The following is a 16,462-nucleotide window of genomic DNA, read 5'->3' on the forward strand; positions in this document are numbered from 1 at the left end:
CATGCCGCCGCCTATCCGCGTGGCTCGTTGCGCCTGCGTCGAGATCATGTGGAGACTATGTGGAGGCGGGCTGGTGGTACACCCGGCGCGGCTGATAGGAACATGGCCATGCCCTGTGGACCCGCCGCATGAACCCGCTCGCGTTGATCGCCGAGGATGACCGCGACATCGCCGAGATCATCCGCGCCTATCTGGAGCGCGAGGGGTTCCGGACCGTCCATGCCGGTGACGGGCGCACCGCGCTGGACCTGCACCTTGCGCTGAAGCCCGATATCCTGCTGCTCGACATCTCGATGCCGATTATCGACGGGTGGGGCGTGCTGTCCGAAGTGCGGCGGCGGGGCCATACGCCGGTCGTCGTCACCACCGCGCTGGACCAGAACATCGACAAGCTCCAGGCGCTGCGCATCGGGGCGGACGATTATGTCGTCAAGCCGTTCAACCCGGTCGAGGTGGTCGCGCGGGTCAAGGCGGTGCTGCGCCGGTCGGGCGGGGAGGGGGCGAACGGTATGTTGCGGGTCGGCCCGGTCGAGGTCGACACGACCGCGCATATGGTCCGCACTGAACGCGGCGAGGTAGCACTGACCCTGACCGAGTTTCGTCTGCTCGCCCATATGGCGCGCACGCCGAGCCGGGTGTTCAGTCGCAGCGAGCTGCTCGACGCATGCCTGCCCGGATCAGACGCACTGGACCGCACGGTCGACAGCCATGTCAGCAAGCTTCGCCGCAAGCTTGATCAGGCGGGGGTGCCCGACATGCCCGAGGGGGTGCGCGGTGTCGGATACCGGTTATGGTCGCGCGGATGAAGAACCGGATCAGCCTGACCCGGCAATTGTCGGTGGCGATGGCGACCCTGGCCTTCGTCGCGGTCGTGGTCAGCACGGCTGCCTTCTACATCGTCTATGGCGTGCTGGAGCGGCTGCGCATCGTCGCGCCGCTGCCACCGGGCGTGGCCGATACCACGGGTCTGGATGTCGGCATCACGCTGGCGGGCTGTGTGATCGGGGTGGTTCTGGCGCTGGCGGTCGCGGTGCGGTTGGCGCGGCGGATCGTGCAGCCGCTCGGCGCGGTGGGCGAGGCGGCGCGCCAGATTGCCGAGGGTGACCTGACGGCCCGGATACCCCCTGTACGTGTCGCGCATGGCGAGGCCGCGCTGCTGATCGCCGATTTCAACGTTATGGCCGACCGGCTGCAACGCATGTCCGACGATGTGAAACTTTGGAACGCGCAGATCGCGCACGAACTGCGCACCCCCCTGACCATCCTGCGGGGGCGGCTTCAGGGGGCCAGGGACGGCGTCTTTCCGCTCGACGACGAACTGGTGGTCGGCCTGATGAAGCAGGTCGAGGGCCTGACCCGATTGGTCGAGGACCTGCGCAGCGTCAGCCTGGCCGAGAGCGGGCGACTGGAACTGGAGGTCGCGAATGTCGATCTGGCTGCCGAGCTGGAGGATATGCGGCCGATCCTGTCATCCATGCTGTCGCCAGCGGGTTTCGAACTGGAGATGACGTTGGAGACCGGGGTCGTCCGGGCCGATGCGGCACGCATCCGACAGGCGGTGATTGCACTTGTCGACAATGCGCGCCGCCATGCCGATCCATGCACCTTGCAGATCGAGGTCGATTTTTCGTGGGACAAGGCGACGATCACGGTCATGGACAAAGGCCCGGGACTTTCCCCCGAGCTCGAGGGCAGCGCATTTCGCCAGTTCGTACGAGGCACTGGAAATTCCGGTGGATCGGGACTTGGTCTTTCCGTCGTTCAGGCGATCGCCCGAGCCCATGGCGGGGACGCTATCTATCAGAGGACCAAGGACCGATCCTTGTTTCGTATTCTCCTGCCGCTGCCGACAGCCTGACAGGGATTGATCGCGCTCCAGCCACCGCAGGCCAGACACGCGCACTGCTTTTCCCCGTGTCGAGCCCAACGCGAATGAAGGGCTGAAATCTGGGGGCTGGTTTCGACACCAGATGACCGCAACTGGGCTTCCGATTGGTGGAATGGGCTATGGCGCAGCCGGGCTTCTTCATCACGTCGAGCGAGCGCCCTTGCATCAGGGAAGCTTGCGGCGGATGTACCGGTTATTCCGGAATCCTATGCGAGACGTCCATGCGCCTGATCGCCATCGAAGAACATGTCCTGCCGCAAAATGTCCGTGACGCCTGGGCGTCAGCGCCGCCTCCACATGATCCCGTATCTGCGATCGCAGACGGGGGTGTAACGGGTGAGCGTCTGGCCGACCTAGGTGCTGGCCGTCTGGCGCTGATGGACGAGCAGGGCGTCGACGTCCAGGTATTGTCCCTGACCACGCCGGGTCTCCACAATCTCGAGCCTGGACCAGCGGTGGAGGCTGCCCGGCGCGTCAACGATCTCATCGCCGAGGCATGTGCGCGTCATCCCACCCGCTTTCAGGGTTTTGCGGCCCTCCCGACATCCGATCCGGACGCCGCCCCCCGCGAGCTGGAGCGCGCGGTCAAAGAACTTGGGCTGAAGGGCGCGCTACTTTGTGGCCGGACACGCGACCGGCATCTCGACCATATGGCGCTGCGGCCGATGCTGGGGAAAGCCGCAGAACTGGGCGTCCCTCTGTTCATCCATCCCCAAACGCCCGCACCGGACGTACGCGCGTCCAATTACTCCGGGATCAGCGACAGGGCGGATCTCGCACTCGCCGCCTTCGGTCTTGGCTGGCATTACGAGGCAGGATTGGAATGGGTCAGACTGGCGGCGGCGGGTGTCTTCGACGAACTGCCGGAGCTTCAGATCATCCTTGGTCATTGGGGCGAGGTGGTGCTGTTCTATCTCGAGCGGACGTCGGCCGTGATGAGCCGAGCGCTCGAACTCGACCGATCGCTGCATGAATATGCGCGCAGCAACCTCTACGTCACCGGCAGTGGCATGTGGAGCGAAGCCTATCTGCGGCAGTGCCTGGAGATCGTCGGCCCGGATCGTCTGCTGTTCTCGACCGACTTCCCATATCAGTACCGACCGGGCGGCGAGCCACGTCGCTTTTTGGAAACCGTCGACCTCGACGACGCTGCGCGCCGTGGTTTCGCCTTCGCAAATTGGGAGCGTCTGACGGGGGCAAAAGCGGCTTAGGTTCGATCGTCAGCTCGCTACCCTCAGAGTACCTGCCGAGCGGGAGGCTACTCAAGGAAAGCCGCCCGATTGCTCTACATGGCCGATGTTGCGTCGGTGACGGGGCCACCGTTACCCCTTAGTTGCAGGAATGGCGCTACCCTGTCGCTGGCCGTGTGGCAGCATGGCGATAGGATCCGGCCTTGGCTCGACCGTAGCTGGGAGGGCTATTTTAAATCGTTATACTAAAATAGATTGTTAATCAGGACATGTGATATACGCTGCCACTCTTAATGCCGTGATAGGGCCCCCTTGATCTCCTTCATACTGCCTTATTCCGCTTACCTTCTGGCGGTGTCTATCGGCATCTGCCTGACGTCGGGTTGGTTGGTGGCGCTGCTTACGGCCGAAATTCGTCATGCCCGGACCAGCCATATTGGCTGGCGCGACGGAGGGCTGGCGCTGGCCGCAGGGTTGGGGGTGTGGTCGACCCACTTCAGCGCGATGACCGCCTACCGCCCAGATTTGATCCTGACCTATGCACCGCATCGCACCGCGCTGTCTGCTATGGTGGGGATCCTCATGGTCGGCGTGCCCATCGCGGCCCTTGCCAAGGTACAGCGCCTAGGCACGAAGATCGCGCTCGCCGCGACGGCGGGTTTCGGAATCTGGTGTATGCATGCCGTCGGCCTGTCCGCGCTGATCGATTGCAATCACCAGTTTTCGGCCATGACCAACCTGATCGGTGGGCTGATCGGTACGGCGATCCTGATCAGCTGGCAAATCCGTGATACGCGGAGTTTCCCGCGGCTGGCGACTGGCATCTCATTTGTCGGCGCGGTGTGCGCTATCCATTTTATCAGCTTGGCTGGCGACATCGTTAACGCGCGGCTGGCGATCGTCCAGGGCAGCGCCATGTCACCGGGCCTCGTCGCGGCGTGCACGGCCTTTGCCGTCTCGATCGCCTGTCTGGGCGGCGTTCTATCTGCCTCGCAGGCGCGATTGCGACGCGAGCGGGAAGCGCAGACGCTCAAGGCGGTGATCGAGAGCATTTCCGACGGCTTGGTCTTTATCGACAAGGCAGGGCGTGTTCGCCAGTATAACCAGCGCTTCCTGACCCTGTTCGATACGCCGCCCGAGGCGCTGCGAACTGGCGTGACCATCGACACCTTTCTCGACACTATTGCACGATACCGAAACTGGCATCCCGACAAACGGTCCATTGTTGACCAGTCAATGAAGGCGTGGGTTCAGTTCGGTGAGCTTTTCGACCGCGAGTGCGAAATGGAGGACGGCCGAACCTATGTCGTGCGGTGCCGCCCGGTGATCAGACAAGGCGTGGTCCTTACATTCAATGACGTGACCTCCGAAAGGCAGGCCAGCCGCGAGTTGAGTTTTCACGCACATCATGATGTCCTGACCAATCTTGGCAACCGCCGGGCGCTTCAGGATCACGTTGCGGCCATGATCGGCAAGGCCGCGACGTTCAGCCTGCTTCTGATCGATCTTGATGAATTCAAGGAGATCAACGACACATTTGGCCATGGCATAGGCGATAAGCTCCTGATCCATTGTGCGGCCGTCCTGCATCGCCTGGTCAGCTCGGAAAGCTTCGTTGCTCGGATGGGCGGCGACGAGATGGCTATCGTGATGGCCTTGCCGATCGGCGAGGCAAGGACGTTCGCCCAGACGGTCGTCACCGAGATATCCAATCCCGTCATCATTGACGGCTATCGCCTCCAGCCGGGATGCAGCATCGGTGTAGCGGAGTGGGAAGCCGGGCTGTCGGGTGAGGAATTGATGAGGCGTGCCGACCTCGCCCTCTACGACGCGAAACGGGCGGGCCGTCGGCGCGCTCACTGTTATGAGCACGCCATGACAGAAGCGCTCCTCCAGCGACAGGAGATCGTTGACGGCCTCCATGGCGCCGTGAAAGACGGGGGCTTCCGCCTGGCCTTTCAGCCGATCGCCGACCTCGCTTCGGGCATCACCTGCGGCTATGAGGCATTGCTGCGATGGCAACATCCCGTTCGGGGATGGATTTCGCCCGATATATTCATTCCCATCGCTGAGGACTCAGGCCTGATCGACGAAATCGGGCGGTGGGTTATCGCGGAAGCATGTCGACACCTGGCGGGTTGGTCGCCGCATCTCTATGTAGCGGTCAACGTTTCTGCGGCGCAGCTGGCATCGGATGCCTTGCTCGACCACCTCACACAGGCCGTCATAGCTAATGGCTTGGCGGCTGAGCGGCTGGAAATCGAAATCACCGAGACGGCGCTGATCCACGACGCCGCCAAGGTCGCAGGCCGGTTGGAGCGTATTCGGAAACTCGGCTTCAAAATCGCACTGGATGATTTCGGGACCGGGCAATCGTCGCTGTCCCATCTTCGTGATCTGAGCTTTGACCGGATCAAGATCGATCGCAGCTTCGTGCTCCGCGCGGCTAGCGATCCGCGCTCGATGGCGGTGCTGCGGGCGACGGTTGCGCTCGGACGCGAGCTGGGTGTCGTGACCCATGCCGAGGGGGTCGAAACGCCGGAACAACTCGCATTGTGTCGGGAAATCGGCTGCGACGCTCTACAGGGTTATCATATCGGCCGTCCCCTCATCCCGCTGGTCGACATGGGCACGCCGTACTATGTCCACACCAATATGGTGGCCTGACCGTAGCCTGCGCGGCGGATCATGACGCTCGAAAGGCGGGGTAGCAGCGCCTGACATTCGCGACGGCGACGATCCGCATGATTTCATGGTCCGAAATCCTGTACGCTACGCAGTGTTCGTGCCGTTCGTCGCGGCTAATCGCTACTTTACGAGCGACGTATCGCCCATGCCGAAGATGGATGAATGGCAGAAGTCGGGTGGGCCAAACCAGCACCCGAACGACCGAATATGGGTCGATGCCCCGCAACCTGCCCGCCGTGGACGTGACGAATCTCATCCGTCACGAACAGCCAAGGCACATCGCGAACTTCGACGGCAGCAACAGGTCGAGCACGGTTTCCGGGCAGTGTGGCCAAGCTGTGCTGTCGCCAATCTAGTCATAGGCCTGGGTTCGTGACCAAGGTGTGCCTGCCGCCAGCAACGGGGTCATAGAGCGGTTTCAGGCGGATGACCGTCTCGATTTGTCCGAAGGCCGGTGATCGACGACACTCCCACCGTCAGGAGCTCACCACTTTCCGGCGAAGCCTAATTTAGCCTTGCACCGGCGGACAAAGGCGATGGTGCGCTTAGGACTGTTCTGTCCGATCATGTCCGATCAGCCGCCGCATGGCTTCAACGATCTCGATATGATCCACCGGCTTGGGGTAGAACTCGACCCGTTCGGGCAGCTCGACGCTCTCTCGCGTGAAATACGCCGCGGTCAGGATGATTTCGATCGGCGGCCAGCGTTTGCGGATCGCCGCTGCGATCTCGATGCCTTTGCGACTGCGCGGCATGTCGAGGTCCATATAGACCAAGCGGATGTCCAGACGCTCCTCGAGGAGCCGAATGGCGTCGGCGCTGCTCAGCGCCTCGACGGCTTCGAAGCCGGCCTGCTCGACCATGCTGATCGCGTCGAGCCGCAGGATCGGCTCGTCTTCGACGACCAGCACCGGCCAGCGCATGATAGGTTGAGACTGTCCCATGTCGTCAGGTTGCGCGTTACGCCTCTTGAACTTGGTAAAGGGGGGCAGAGGCCTCCATCGTGAGGCCCTGTGCTTCGTAGCGCAGCTTAACGCCCCCGGAGCCGCTTAGACCCATACGGATGATCCGCGAGCCGAAACCCTTGCGCGTCGGTTCGACCGCAGGCGGGCCACCTCGCTCGGCCCAGCCCAGATGGAGCACGTCCTGATCGCCCTCGCGGTGGACCGCCCAGTTCACCGTGACCTTGCCGTCCGGCACCGTCAGCGCGCCATATTTGGCGGCATTGGTCGCGAGTTCGTGCAGCATGAGGGTCAGCGCCAAGGTCGCGCGTGGCCCGATCGTGACCTCGGGTCCGGCCAGCGCAAAGCGATCCTCGCCGAATGTTTCCAGCGCGCCGCGCGCGACATCGCCCAGCTTCGCCGCCGACCAATGGTCGTGGGTCAGCGCGTCATGCGCGGAAGCGAGCGCACCCAACCGCTTGCCGAACGCGGCGACCGCCTCCCGATCCTCTGCCTTGCCGAGCGTCTGGTTGGCGATCGCCTGCACGACGCTCATCGTGTTCTTGATGCGATGCGCCAGTTCGCCGTTGAGGAGCTGCTGCTGTTCGCGTGATTTCTGAAGCTCGGTGTGGTCACGCGAAACCGACAGGATGCGCGCCACTTCGCCATCAGGGCCGGGGATCGGCGATACGGATACGGACCAGTGTTTCGGTGTGCCGAGATACGTGTCGGCCGGCGTTTCGAAATGCGTCGTGATGCCCCGTTTCGCCGCTTCGAGCGCCTCGCGGGCTTGTCTCGGGCCGTCTTCCCTCAACAGGTCCGGCCACGGACATCCGCGGACCGCATTGAAGTCGCTGATCTCCATCACCTCCATGCCGCCTTCGCTCATGAACGAAAGCGTGCCGTCCAGTTCGACGACCTTGATGCAATCGGTGGACGCGGCAAGGACGCTGCGCATGAAGGTTGCGGTCTCTCGCACGTCCTTCTCGGCGCGACGCCGTTCAAGCGCGGCGCGGGTCCGATTGGCGGCGTCGGCGATGAACGCCAGCTCTTTGGGCGTCCAGTCGCGAGGGGTATCAGAATTGATGTAGAGGACGGCAACCGTTCGCCCCTTCTCCACGATCGGCCGGTTGACCAGGCTACGGACCGCCAGCTTGTCCAGCGCTATCGTGTTGGACAACGTGCGGGGATCGAGACGGATGTCGGGAATGACGACGGTGCGACCCTGGCGAAGGTCGTCCGCATAACCCCCGTAATCATCCATATGATAGGTGCCGGCGAGGCTCGGATAGCCTTCGGCCGTCCAATCGTTCGGCACCGTGAAGGTCTCTCCGTCCTCTGCAAGAGTGCCGTACCCGACGCGGCCGACATCAAGCGTGCGTCCGATGATCGCCGCCGCCGCACGCACGACTTCGTCCGGATCGCCGATGGCCAGCAACACGCGACCAAGTTCCGCCAGGGCTTCGCGCCGTCGTTCCGACTGGATGCGCTCGGTGACCTCGAGGAACAATATGGTGAACCGATCGGCTCCGGCGGGCTGGCATATGCCGTCATACCAACGTTCGAGATTGCCCACCTGGCGCGTGAACCGTATCGCCTCGCCCGTCTCCACGACGCGGGCGATCTCTGTCACCCATTCATCCTCGACACCGGGAAAGACCTCCCGGATCGTCCGTCCGACCGCGCAGCCGCGTTCGACACCGACCAGATCGTACCAGGCGTTGTTGACCTCGTCGTAGCGCCAGTCGACGATCCGGCCCGCGCCATCGCGGATAACCTCGCCAAGGACAAAGCCCTCTTCCAGCGTCTCGAACAGGTCGCGCCATTTCGCGTCGTTGACCGAGAGCTCGTCCACCGAGCGATCACGTTCTCGCTGGGCGGTCACGCGTGCCGTGCTCTCCGACGTGACGTTCAGCAGGCCTACGACCTTGCCCTCGTCGTCCCGCACCGGCGAGTAGGCGAAATCGTACCACGTCTCTTCGGGAAAGCCGTTACGCGTCATGGTCAAGGGCTGGTCGCGGAATGCGACGCTCTCGCCAGCGAAGACGCGGTCGATCAGCGGCTCGATGTCATACCAGAGTTCCGGCCACACCTTGATGGTCGGTCGCCCGAGCGCGCCGGGATGGCGGGTGCCCAGGATCGGAGCATAGCCGTCATTGTAGAGGAGGATGCGTTCGCTACCCCAGATCAGACACATGGGATGCAGCGACGCCAGCATCGTATCGACCGTGATCCGCAACGAAGCTGGCCAGGTGCTGCGCGCTCCCAGCGGACTGTTGCTCCAGACATGTCCGGCAACCAGCTCGGCCATGCGCGGTGTGGCGTGATCGGCGTCCGTTACCATTCTTGCCGTCGCTTCCTTGAGCCTTATGTCCGACATCTCCCGCCCCCACGGCAGGCCAAATTATACGTTTAGAAGATGAAGCAGAGAAAGGGAACCGGACGCTGGAAGGTTCCCTGCGTTTCTGTGCCCTGACGGCTGGACAACATGGCATACCCCGCATTGCGGCTATTGCCCTCCATCGTGCAGAAGGTCGCCATCGCGCTTTCTCCAAGCCTCGCCGCTTGTCCGCCATGGCGTGAGCCCTGTTGGACCGTCAGTTACAAGATCAACGAATGGCGGACGCCGGGAGACGAATAGGACGCTCTGAATGACTGGTCCTCGGTCACCGTCCTCGATCGCTCTGTTGCCACTTCACAGCTTTGGTGCGGTCGAGAGAATAGGCGCGATAGTCCATGGCATGGTCGGTCGCTTTGCGCTACGCCGCTCGTGAAGGGGTAATAATGCGCAATTTGATCAAAGCGTTAGCTTGTGGCCTAGCATGGGTTCCGGTGGCGGCTACAGCGCAGAACAGCAATGCCGATCGGCTGTGCAGCGAGCGCCCCGGCCTGACGACCAGCGCGTGCATCACGGCAGCCGGCCGCTTGCAGACCGAAACGGGACTGGCAGACTGGACGCTTGAGCGTCGCGATGGCGAGCGGGTCGACACGGTACTGATCGGGGACACGCTGATCCGCTTCGGTATGGGCGGGAAGACCGAGTTGCGGTTGGGATGGACGCCGTTCGGCGTTCAGCGGGACCGCGACGCGGACGGTGCCGTAATGCGGACGCACCGGGTCGGGGACGCCAGCATTGGCATCAAGACATCGATCGTCGAACGAAAGGGCGATACGGGATTGGCGATGTCTGGCATCGCCACCGCGCTGGTGCCGGTGGGACGCCAGCCGATCGGCGCCGGTGACTGGGGCGCGACGTTCCAGCTTCCCGTCACCTATCGCACGTCGAAGACGGTCTCGCTGCAAGTCACCCCGATCGTGTCGGCGGCGGTTAATGACGACGGTCGGGGCCGCCATGCGCTGTACGGCAGCGCGGCCGAAATCGAATATGAGTTCAGTGAGACGCTGAAAATCGATCTGAGCACGCAGGTCTTGCGCGACGACGATCCGGACCCGACCGTACGTGGTACCCCCGCTCTGGGCAGCTTGGCGGTATCCTGGCAATCGGATCACAACACGCAATTCGATCTTGGCACGAACGTCGGGCTGAACAGGGCCGCACCTGACATGCAGGCGTTCCTTGGAGTATCGCATCGATTTTGAGAGCCTGGGTATATCCTGCTTCGGGGACAGCCTGACATCAATCGTTCCTTCCGTGCCTGGCGTTCAAATCATCGAATGACCTAAGCTCTGGTTAGGGAATGGGGCAGGAATGTCCGGTAGCGGCTCGTCGCGGCCTGCAAATTTCCTTAGCTGCCGAAAGCTTCTCGGAGGTTCGATGGGATCGGCCGGGCGTCCCTGTCTCACGCAGCGCCGGAGAGGTGTTTAGGCAGGATTGGTCCACCGATCGCCAAAGGTACGAAACTACCGAGGATGCCCGCGTAGCGGCCCAGATAGGGGCCCACTTCTCGACCAGGAATCATACCACCGACCGCTGCGCACACGACCCAGAGCCTTCCATCCATATCGACGCCTTTCGTAACTCGAGTGCCGATGCGATCCGCGTGCGAGGCGGATATGGTCAGTCAGGCGCATGTGCGGCCTGCATCGTCGGGGCGACGTCCGTCTCCGCACTGTCGTCGGCCGTCGTGCCGATCGCCCGCTGCCCGAAGCGGGCATAGAGCGTCGGCAATACGAACATGGTCAACAGCGTCGCGGAGATCAGCCCGCCGATGACGACTGTCGCCAGGGGCTTCTGCACCTCGGCACCTGCTCCGTGGCCAAGCGCCATCGGCACGAAGCCGAGGCTGGCGACCAGCGCCGTCATCGCCACCGGACGAAGGCGTTGCTGCGCTCCGGCATAGGCCGCTTCCGCCCGGTCCATGCCGCCGGCGATAAACCCCTGGATCGAGCTGACCATGACGAGACCGTTGAGGACCGCGATACCCGACAACGCGATGAACCCGACCGCAGCCGAGATCGAAAAGTCCATACCGCGTACGAACAGCAGCAGCACGCCGCCCACCAGCGCGAAGGGCACGCCGGTGAAGACGATCGCCGCGTCCCGCACCGACCCCAGGGCCCCGTACAGCAGGAACAGGATCAGGACGAAGCACGCGGGCACCACGAGCTTCAACCAAGCGCTCGCCGACGCGAGATTTTCGAACTGACCGCCCCATTCGAGGTAGCTGCCCGAGGGGAGGCGGACCTGTCGCGCGATCGTCGCCTGCGCCTCCGCGACGACCGATCCGACGTCGCGGCCGCGGACATTGTCCTGGACGACCACCCGCCGCTTTCCATTTTCGCGGCTGATCTGGTTCGGCCCGTCGGTGATGCGGATGTCCGCGACGCTCGACAGTGGCACGAACGCGCCTCCGGCGACCGGCACCGGGACCTGCTGCAACAGGTTCAGGTCCGCACGTTGCGTCTCGGACAGGCGGATGACCACCGGGAAGCGACGATCGCCCTCGAAGATCATTCCCGCCGTGCGACCGCCCAGCGTTGCGGTGATCGTGTCCTGCACGTCCTGCGCGGTAACGCCGAGCCGCGCCATCGCGTCGCGGTTGACGCGGATGTCGAGCATGGGGAGGCCCGTCGTCTGCTCGACCTTCACATCCACAGCGCCCGGCGTCTTGCGGAGCACGCTGGCGATCTGCTCCGCGGTGCGGTTCATCGACGCGAAGTCGTCGCCGAACACCTTGACCGCGATGTCGCCGCGCACACCCGCGATCAGCTCGTTGAAGCGCATCTGGATCGGCTGGGTGATCTCATAGGCATTGCCGGGGAAACGGGCGAGCTGGCCCTCCAGCCGACTGACCAGAGCCGCCTTCGTCAGCTTCGGGTCGGGCCATTCCTCGCGCGGCTTGAGGATGACGAACATGTCCGTCGCATTGGGCGGCATGGGGTCCGACGCCAGCTCGGCGGTGCCGGTCTTGGAGTAGACGAACTTCACCTCCGGCTGGTGCGACATCATCCGCTCGATCGGCACCTGCATCGCCTGGCTCTGCTGGACCGAGGTCGCCGGTATGCGCAGCGACTGGATGAGGAGATCGCCCTCGTCGAGCTGGGGCAGGAACACCTGACCCAGCGCGGTGAACGCCAGCGCCGCCAGGACGAGGCTGCCGACCGCAGCGCCGATCGTGATCGCCGGGCGCTTCATGGCCTTGGTCAGTCCCGGCTCGTACCGGCGCTTCAGCCATGCGACGATCCGGCCGTCCTGTTCCTCGACGCGCTTCGACAGCGCGATCGCGATCATCGCGGGCACGAAGGTGAGCGACAGCACGAAGGCGAAGGCGAGCGCGATGATGACGGTAAGCGCCATTGGCACGAAGGTCTTGCCCTCCACCCCGGTCAGGGTGAGCAACGGCACATAGACGAGGATGATGATCGCCTGCCCGTAGACGGACGGACGGATCATCTCTCGCGCCGAGGTCGCGACCGTGGCCAGCCGCTCCTTCAGCGTCAGGAGCCGGCCCTTGTCGTGCTGCAACTCGGCGAGGTGCCGCAGCGAGTTCTCGACGATGATGACCGCGCCGTCGACGATCAGGCCGAAGTCGAGCGCACCGAGGCTCATCAGGTTTGCCGAGACGCCGGCGCGGAGCATTCCGAACCCGGTCAGCATCATCGTCACCGGGATGACCAGGGCCGCGATGATCGCCGCGCGGAAATTGCCGAGCAGGAGGAACAGGACGACGATCACGAGGATCGCGCCCTCCAAGAGGTTCTTCGCCACGGTTTTTATGGTGGAATCGACTAGCGCGGTGCGGTTCAGCACGGGCTGGACGACGACATCGGGTGGCAGCGAGGCGTTGATCGATCGGAGCTTGTCCGCTACCGCGGTCGCGACATTGCGGCTGTTCTCGCCGATCCGCATGATCGCGGTGCCGACCACGACTTCGGTGCCGTTCTCCGATGCCGATCCCATGCGGATGGCCTGGCCGGTCTTGACGGTCGCTACCTGATCGAGTGTGATCGGCACCCCGCCTCGCGAGGCGACGACGGTGCGCCCCAGCTCGGCGGTGTTGCGTAGCAGCGCGTCGGATCGCACCGCCATACCTTCGCCGTTGCGGTTGACGAAGCCTCCGCCGACGCTGGTGTTGTTGCGCTCCAGCGCGGTGCCTAGGTCGGTCAGCGTGATCCCGAGCGAGGCGAGCTTCGCCACGTCGGGGACAACGAGAAACTGCTTGGCATAGCCGCCGATCGAGTCGACCCCGGCAAGGCCCGGGACGCTCTTGAGCAGCGGCGTGACGATCCAGTCCTGCGCGGTTCGCAGATAGGTGGCCTTGTCCTCTTCGCTCGTTAGTCGCTCGCCTTCGGGCGTGATGTAGCTGCCGTCGGGCTGCTGCCCCGGTTCACCCGGCTTGTGCGTGTCGTCGGCACGATGCTGGAGCCGGACGGTATACATATACACCTCGCCGAGCCCGGTCGCGATCGGGCCCATTTCCGGGTTCACGCCGTCCGGCAAGCTTTCCCGGACGCCCTGCAACCGCTCGCCCACCTGCTGGCGGGCGAAGTAGATGTCGGTCTTGTCCGAAAAGACCGCGGTGATCTGTGCAAAGCCGTTGCGGCTGAGCGAGCGGGTATATTCGAGGCCAGGCGTCCCGGCGAGCGCGGTCTCGATCGGGAACGACACCTGCTTTTCGACCAGCTCGGGCGACAGTGCTGACGCGCGGACGTTGATCTGGACCTGGTTGTTGGTGATGTCGGGCACGGCATCGATCGGCAGTTGCCGAAGCGAGAAGGCACCGATGGTCGCGGCGATGGCGGTGAGGAGCAGGACGAACCAGCGTTTCTCGACCGCCCATGTGACGATGCGGGCGATCATGCGATCAATCCTCCGCCGCTTCGCTCTTGCCGAGTTCGGCCTTGAGCGAGAAGCTTCCCGTGGTGGCGATCTGCTCGCGCCCGGTCAGGCCGGAGCGGACGATGACGGTATCGCCCGACGCATCACCCAGAACGACTGGCGTTGCCTGGAAGCCGGTCGTCGTTCGCACGAACACGACCGAGCGACCGTCTTCGCTTTGCACCGCCGTCGTCGGTACGCGGATCGCCGCGTCGCGCCCGCTGCCGGTGAGCTGGATCGAGGCCGTCACCGGCTCGCCGACACGCCATGTACCGCCGTGATTGTCGAGCGTCGCGATCGCGGGCACCAAACGCGTCTGCGGATCGAGGGCAGGTGAAACGAAGGCGATGCGGGCCGTCGCCTGCCGACCCGCTGCGCGAACGGTGACGATATTGCCGGGACGAATCTTGCTCGCGTCGTCCGGCTTCAGGCTAAGCGATAGCGACACCCGCGCAAGATCGGCGATGCGGTAGAGTTCGGCGTCTGCCGCGACAGTCTGTCCCAGCACGACCGGGCGGGCGATGACCTGGCCCGAGATCGGCGCAACGATGCCGAGACGGTTGAGGCCGCCTCCGTGGCCCCCCGCCGCCGAGATCATACTCTGCGCCTGGCGCAACGCGATCCGCGCTTCGGTCGCGGCGGTACGAGCCGCGATCAGGTCCTGCTCGGGCGACACCTTCTGCGCGAACAGGCGCTGCTCGCGCGCGAGGTTGGAATTGGCGAGTTGCAGGCGCGCGCGCGCTGCCTCGACCTCCCCCTTGAGTTGTGCCGCCTCACGGCTCTCGATGACGGCGATCGTCTGTCCGCGTCCGACCGACTGGCCGAGGTTGCGGGTCAGCGACACGACGCGTCCGGCGATCGCTGCGGAGACGACCTGCGTCCCCTGCGGATCGCCCTCGATGATGGCAGGCAGGTCGATCGTGTCTGCGCCGCCTATGATCGGGCGACCAAGCTCGACGCCCGCCGCGCGGATCTGGTCGGTCGACAGCGTTACCGCCCCCTTCTGGACGGGGGCTGCCTGGGGCGCCGAGGCAACTTCCTTGCCGGCGCTCTGATCGCCGGCGTCACGGCTACCGCCGCAGGCGGACAGTATCAGCACAAGCACGCCTGCACCGACGAGATAGGTCGTCTTCATCACTGGGTTTCCCCCGATATCGTGGATGTCGGCGCGGGGGCGGTCAGTCGCTCCAGCCGCGCACGGGCGTTTTGATAATTGGCGAGCGCATCGATCGCGGCGACGCGCGTTTCCGCGAGCGTTCGTTCCGCATCGAGGAGATCGAGCTGATCGAACTTGCCTTCGCGGTAGCCGATCCGGGCGATTCGCGCGGCTTCCTGTGCTGCCGCCACTGCAGGCCCCGTTGCCGCGCGTGCGGCAGTCGCGGCATTGGCTTCTTCAGCCCTGGCGTCGGTGATCGCCTGCTCGACGTCTAGCGTCATGGCGCGACGTAGCGCCTCCGCCTGGGTCCGCTGCGCGGTCGCCTGGGCGATCGCAGCATGTCCATTGTTGAACAGCGGGATCGGGATCGAGACGGTGAACACTGCGGCGGTGTCGTTGGTCGCCTCGAGGCGGCGCAGCGCCGGTCCGATATTGAGGTCGGGCACGCGGTTTGCACGCGCCAGCCTGACCCCGGCATCGGCCACGCTGAGTTCGGCATTCGCTGCCGCCAGCGCCAGCGTACCGGAGGTATCGACGGGCGGCATTGGGCCGTATGTCGCGATAGTCGGCAGACGATCGAGCAAGCCGGAGTCGAGCGTTCCGTTGATCGGCTGTCCGATACGACGTGCAAGGTTCGCCCGCGCCGCATCGGCCAACCGCGACTGTCGCTCGACGTTCGCCTCCGCGTTGATGCGGGCGACGTCCGCGCGCTGCTGCTCCAGCGGAGAGGCACGCCCGGCCTGGACGCGAATGCCAGCCGCCTTCGACGCATCGCTTGCGATCCGCGCCTGATCGCGCGCGGTGATGACACGGCGATCCGCTGCCACCGCCTGGATATAGAGTTGCGTGACCTGAAGCCGGACATCGGCCGCAATGATGGCCGCCTGCAATTCGGTCCGGGCCAGATGGGCGTTCGCGACCGCCACGCGGGCACCCCGCTTGCCGCCGAGTTCGATCGGAACAGCGAAGCCGACCGTTGTCTCAGCTGATCGCAGACCACGATATGGGCCTGATCCGATGACGTTTTCTACCTGGCCCTGTACGACCGGGTTGGGGCGCAGGCCCGCGACGTTGCGGCCGGCGCGCGCCGCATCGATGGCGGCGGAGGCTGCCGTCGTAGCGGGCGCAGTGCCCCCCGCTGCGGCGACAGCTTGCTCAAGGGTATAGACGGGCTCGGTCGATGCCAAGGGCGCGGCCATGTCCATCTGCGCCGGCGCCACGGAGGCGCACGACGCTGCGGCCAGGACTGCCGCAAGGGTGCGATACATGAATAGGGACTCCTGACGATGAACGACACGGGCGCGCCAATGCGCGCCCTGT

At 64.4% G+C, this 16,462-nt stretch carries 10 protein-coding genes; 5 read left to right on the forward strand and 5 right to left on the reverse strand.

What is annotated here, in order from left to right; genetic code table 11:
- Positions 1–128 precede the first annotated feature (128 nt).
- The 4 genes from SOM26_RS00680 to SOM26_RS00695 all read left to right on the forward strand — a co-directional run bounded on the left by SOM26_RS00680 (position 129) and on the right by SOM26_RS00695 (position 5,745).
- Positions 129–806 carry a response regulator gene (locus SOM26_RS00680; protein ID WP_320450807.1) on the forward strand — a complete coding sequence of 226 codons (678 nt, stop codon included), beginning with the start codon at positions 129–131 and terminating at the stop codon, positions 804–806.
- On the forward strand, positions 791–1,858 hold the full coding sequence (locus SOM26_RS00685) for an ATP-binding protein (RefSeq protein ID WP_320450808.1): 1,068 nt from the start codon (positions 791–793) through the stop codon (positions 1,856–1,858). Before SOM26_RS00680 ends, SOM26_RS00685 begins: the two co-directional genes overlap by 16 nt.
- 251 nt (positions 1,859–2,109) lie before the next feature.
- Complete coding sequence (locus SOM26_RS00690; protein WP_320450809.1) at positions 2,110–3,099, forward strand: amidohydrolase family protein; 990 nt, start codon at positions 2,110–2,112, stop codon at positions 3,097–3,099.
- Between the two features lie 291 nt (positions 3,100–3,390).
- On the forward strand, positions 3,391–5,745 hold the full coding sequence (locus SOM26_RS00695; protein WP_320450810.1) for a bifunctional diguanylate cyclase/phosphodiesterase: 2,355 nt from the start codon (positions 3,391–3,393) through the stop codon (positions 5,743–5,745).
- Positions 5,746–6,311: 566 nt separating this feature from the next.
- Here SOM26_RS00695 and SOM26_RS00700 read toward each other — a convergent pair.
- Together SOM26_RS00700 and SOM26_RS00705 are read right to left on the reverse strand one after the other, a co-directional pair.
- Positions 6,312–6,689 (reverse strand): response regulator, encoded by a 378-nt coding sequence (locus SOM26_RS00700; protein WP_320450811.1) that lies wholly within the window; start codon positions 6,687–6,689, stop codon positions 6,312–6,314.
- A 37-nt stretch (positions 6,690–6,726) separates the two neighbouring features.
- Positions 6,727–9,051 (reverse strand): PAS domain-containing sensor histidine kinase, encoded by a 2,325-nt coding sequence (locus SOM26_RS00705; protein ID WP_320450812.1) that lies wholly within the window; start codon positions 9,049–9,051, stop codon positions 6,727–6,729.
- Between the two features lie 440 nt (positions 9,052–9,491).
- On the opposite strand from SOM26_RS00705, the gene SOM26_RS00710 reads away from it, so the two are divergent.
- On the forward strand, positions 9,492–10,307 hold the full coding sequence (locus SOM26_RS00710; protein WP_320450813.1) for a transporter: 816 nt from the start codon (positions 9,492–9,494) through the stop codon (positions 10,305–10,307).
- 418 nt (positions 10,308–10,725) lie between these two features.
- Here the strand turns inward: SOM26_RS00710 and SOM26_RS00715 are convergent, their stop codons facing one another.
- Genes SOM26_RS00715 through SOM26_RS00725 form a run of 3 tightly spaced genes read right to left on the reverse strand, consistent with a single transcriptional unit; the run spans position 10,726 to position 16,410 of the window.
- On the reverse strand, positions 10,726–13,968 hold the full coding sequence (locus tag SOM26_RS00715; RefSeq protein WP_320450814.1) for an efflux RND transporter permease subunit: 3,243 nt from the start codon (positions 13,966–13,968) through the stop codon (positions 10,726–10,728).
- 4 nt (positions 13,969–13,972) lie between these two features.
- Positions 13,973–15,121 (reverse strand): efflux RND transporter periplasmic adaptor subunit, encoded by a 1,149-nt coding sequence (locus SOM26_RS00720; RefSeq protein WP_320450815.1) that lies wholly within the window; start codon positions 15,119–15,121, stop codon positions 13,973–13,975.
- Positions 15,121–16,410, reverse strand: coding sequence for a TolC family protein (locus SOM26_RS00725; protein ID WP_320450816.1), 1,290 nt, complete (start codon positions 16,408–16,410; stop codon positions 15,121–15,123). The genes SOM26_RS00720 and SOM26_RS00725 overlap by 1 nt, the downstream gene beginning before the upstream one ends.
- Positions 16,411–16,462 lie beyond the last annotated feature (52 nt).

It is taken from the genome of Sphingomonas sp. CFBP8993, from assembly GCF_034044895.1.
Lineage (GTDB): Bacteria > Pseudomonadota > Alphaproteobacteria > Sphingomonadales > Sphingomonadaceae > Sphingomonas.

Coding starts and splice junctions, on each gene's coding strand:
- SOM26_RS00725 (WP_320450816.1), bottom strand. CDS start 16,410: ATGTATCGCACCCTTGCGGCAGTCCTGGCCGCAGCGTCGTGCGCCTCC.
- SOM26_RS00705 (WP_320450812.1), bottom strand. CDS start 9,051: ATGGTAACGGACGCCGATCACGCCACACCGCGCATGGCCGAGCTGGTT.
- SOM26_RS00685 (WP_320450808.1), top strand. CDS start 791: ATGGTCGCGCGGATGAAGAACCGGATCAGCCTGACCCGGCAATTGTCG.
- SOM26_RS00700 (WP_320450811.1), bottom strand. CDS start 6,689: ATGCGCTGGCCGGTGCTGGTCGTCGAAGACGAGCCGATCCTGCGGCTC.
- SOM26_RS00680 (WP_320450807.1), top strand. CDS start 129: ATGAACCCGCTCGCGTTGATCGCCGAGGATGACCGCGACATCGCCGAG.
- SOM26_RS00715 (WP_320450814.1), bottom strand. CDS start 13,968: ATGATCGCCCGCATCGTCACATGGGCGGTCGAGAAACGCTGGTTCGTC.
- SOM26_RS00710 (WP_320450813.1), top strand. CDS start 9,492: ATGCGCAATTTGATCAAAGCGTTAGCTTGTGGCCTAGCATGGGTTCCG.
- SOM26_RS00690 (WP_320450809.1), top strand. CDS start 2,110: ATGCGCCTGATCGCCATCGAAGAACATGTCCTGCCGCAAAATGTCCGT.
- SOM26_RS00720 (WP_320450815.1), bottom strand. CDS start 15,121: ATGAAGACGACCTATCTCGTCGGTGCAGGCGTGCTTGTGCTGATACTG.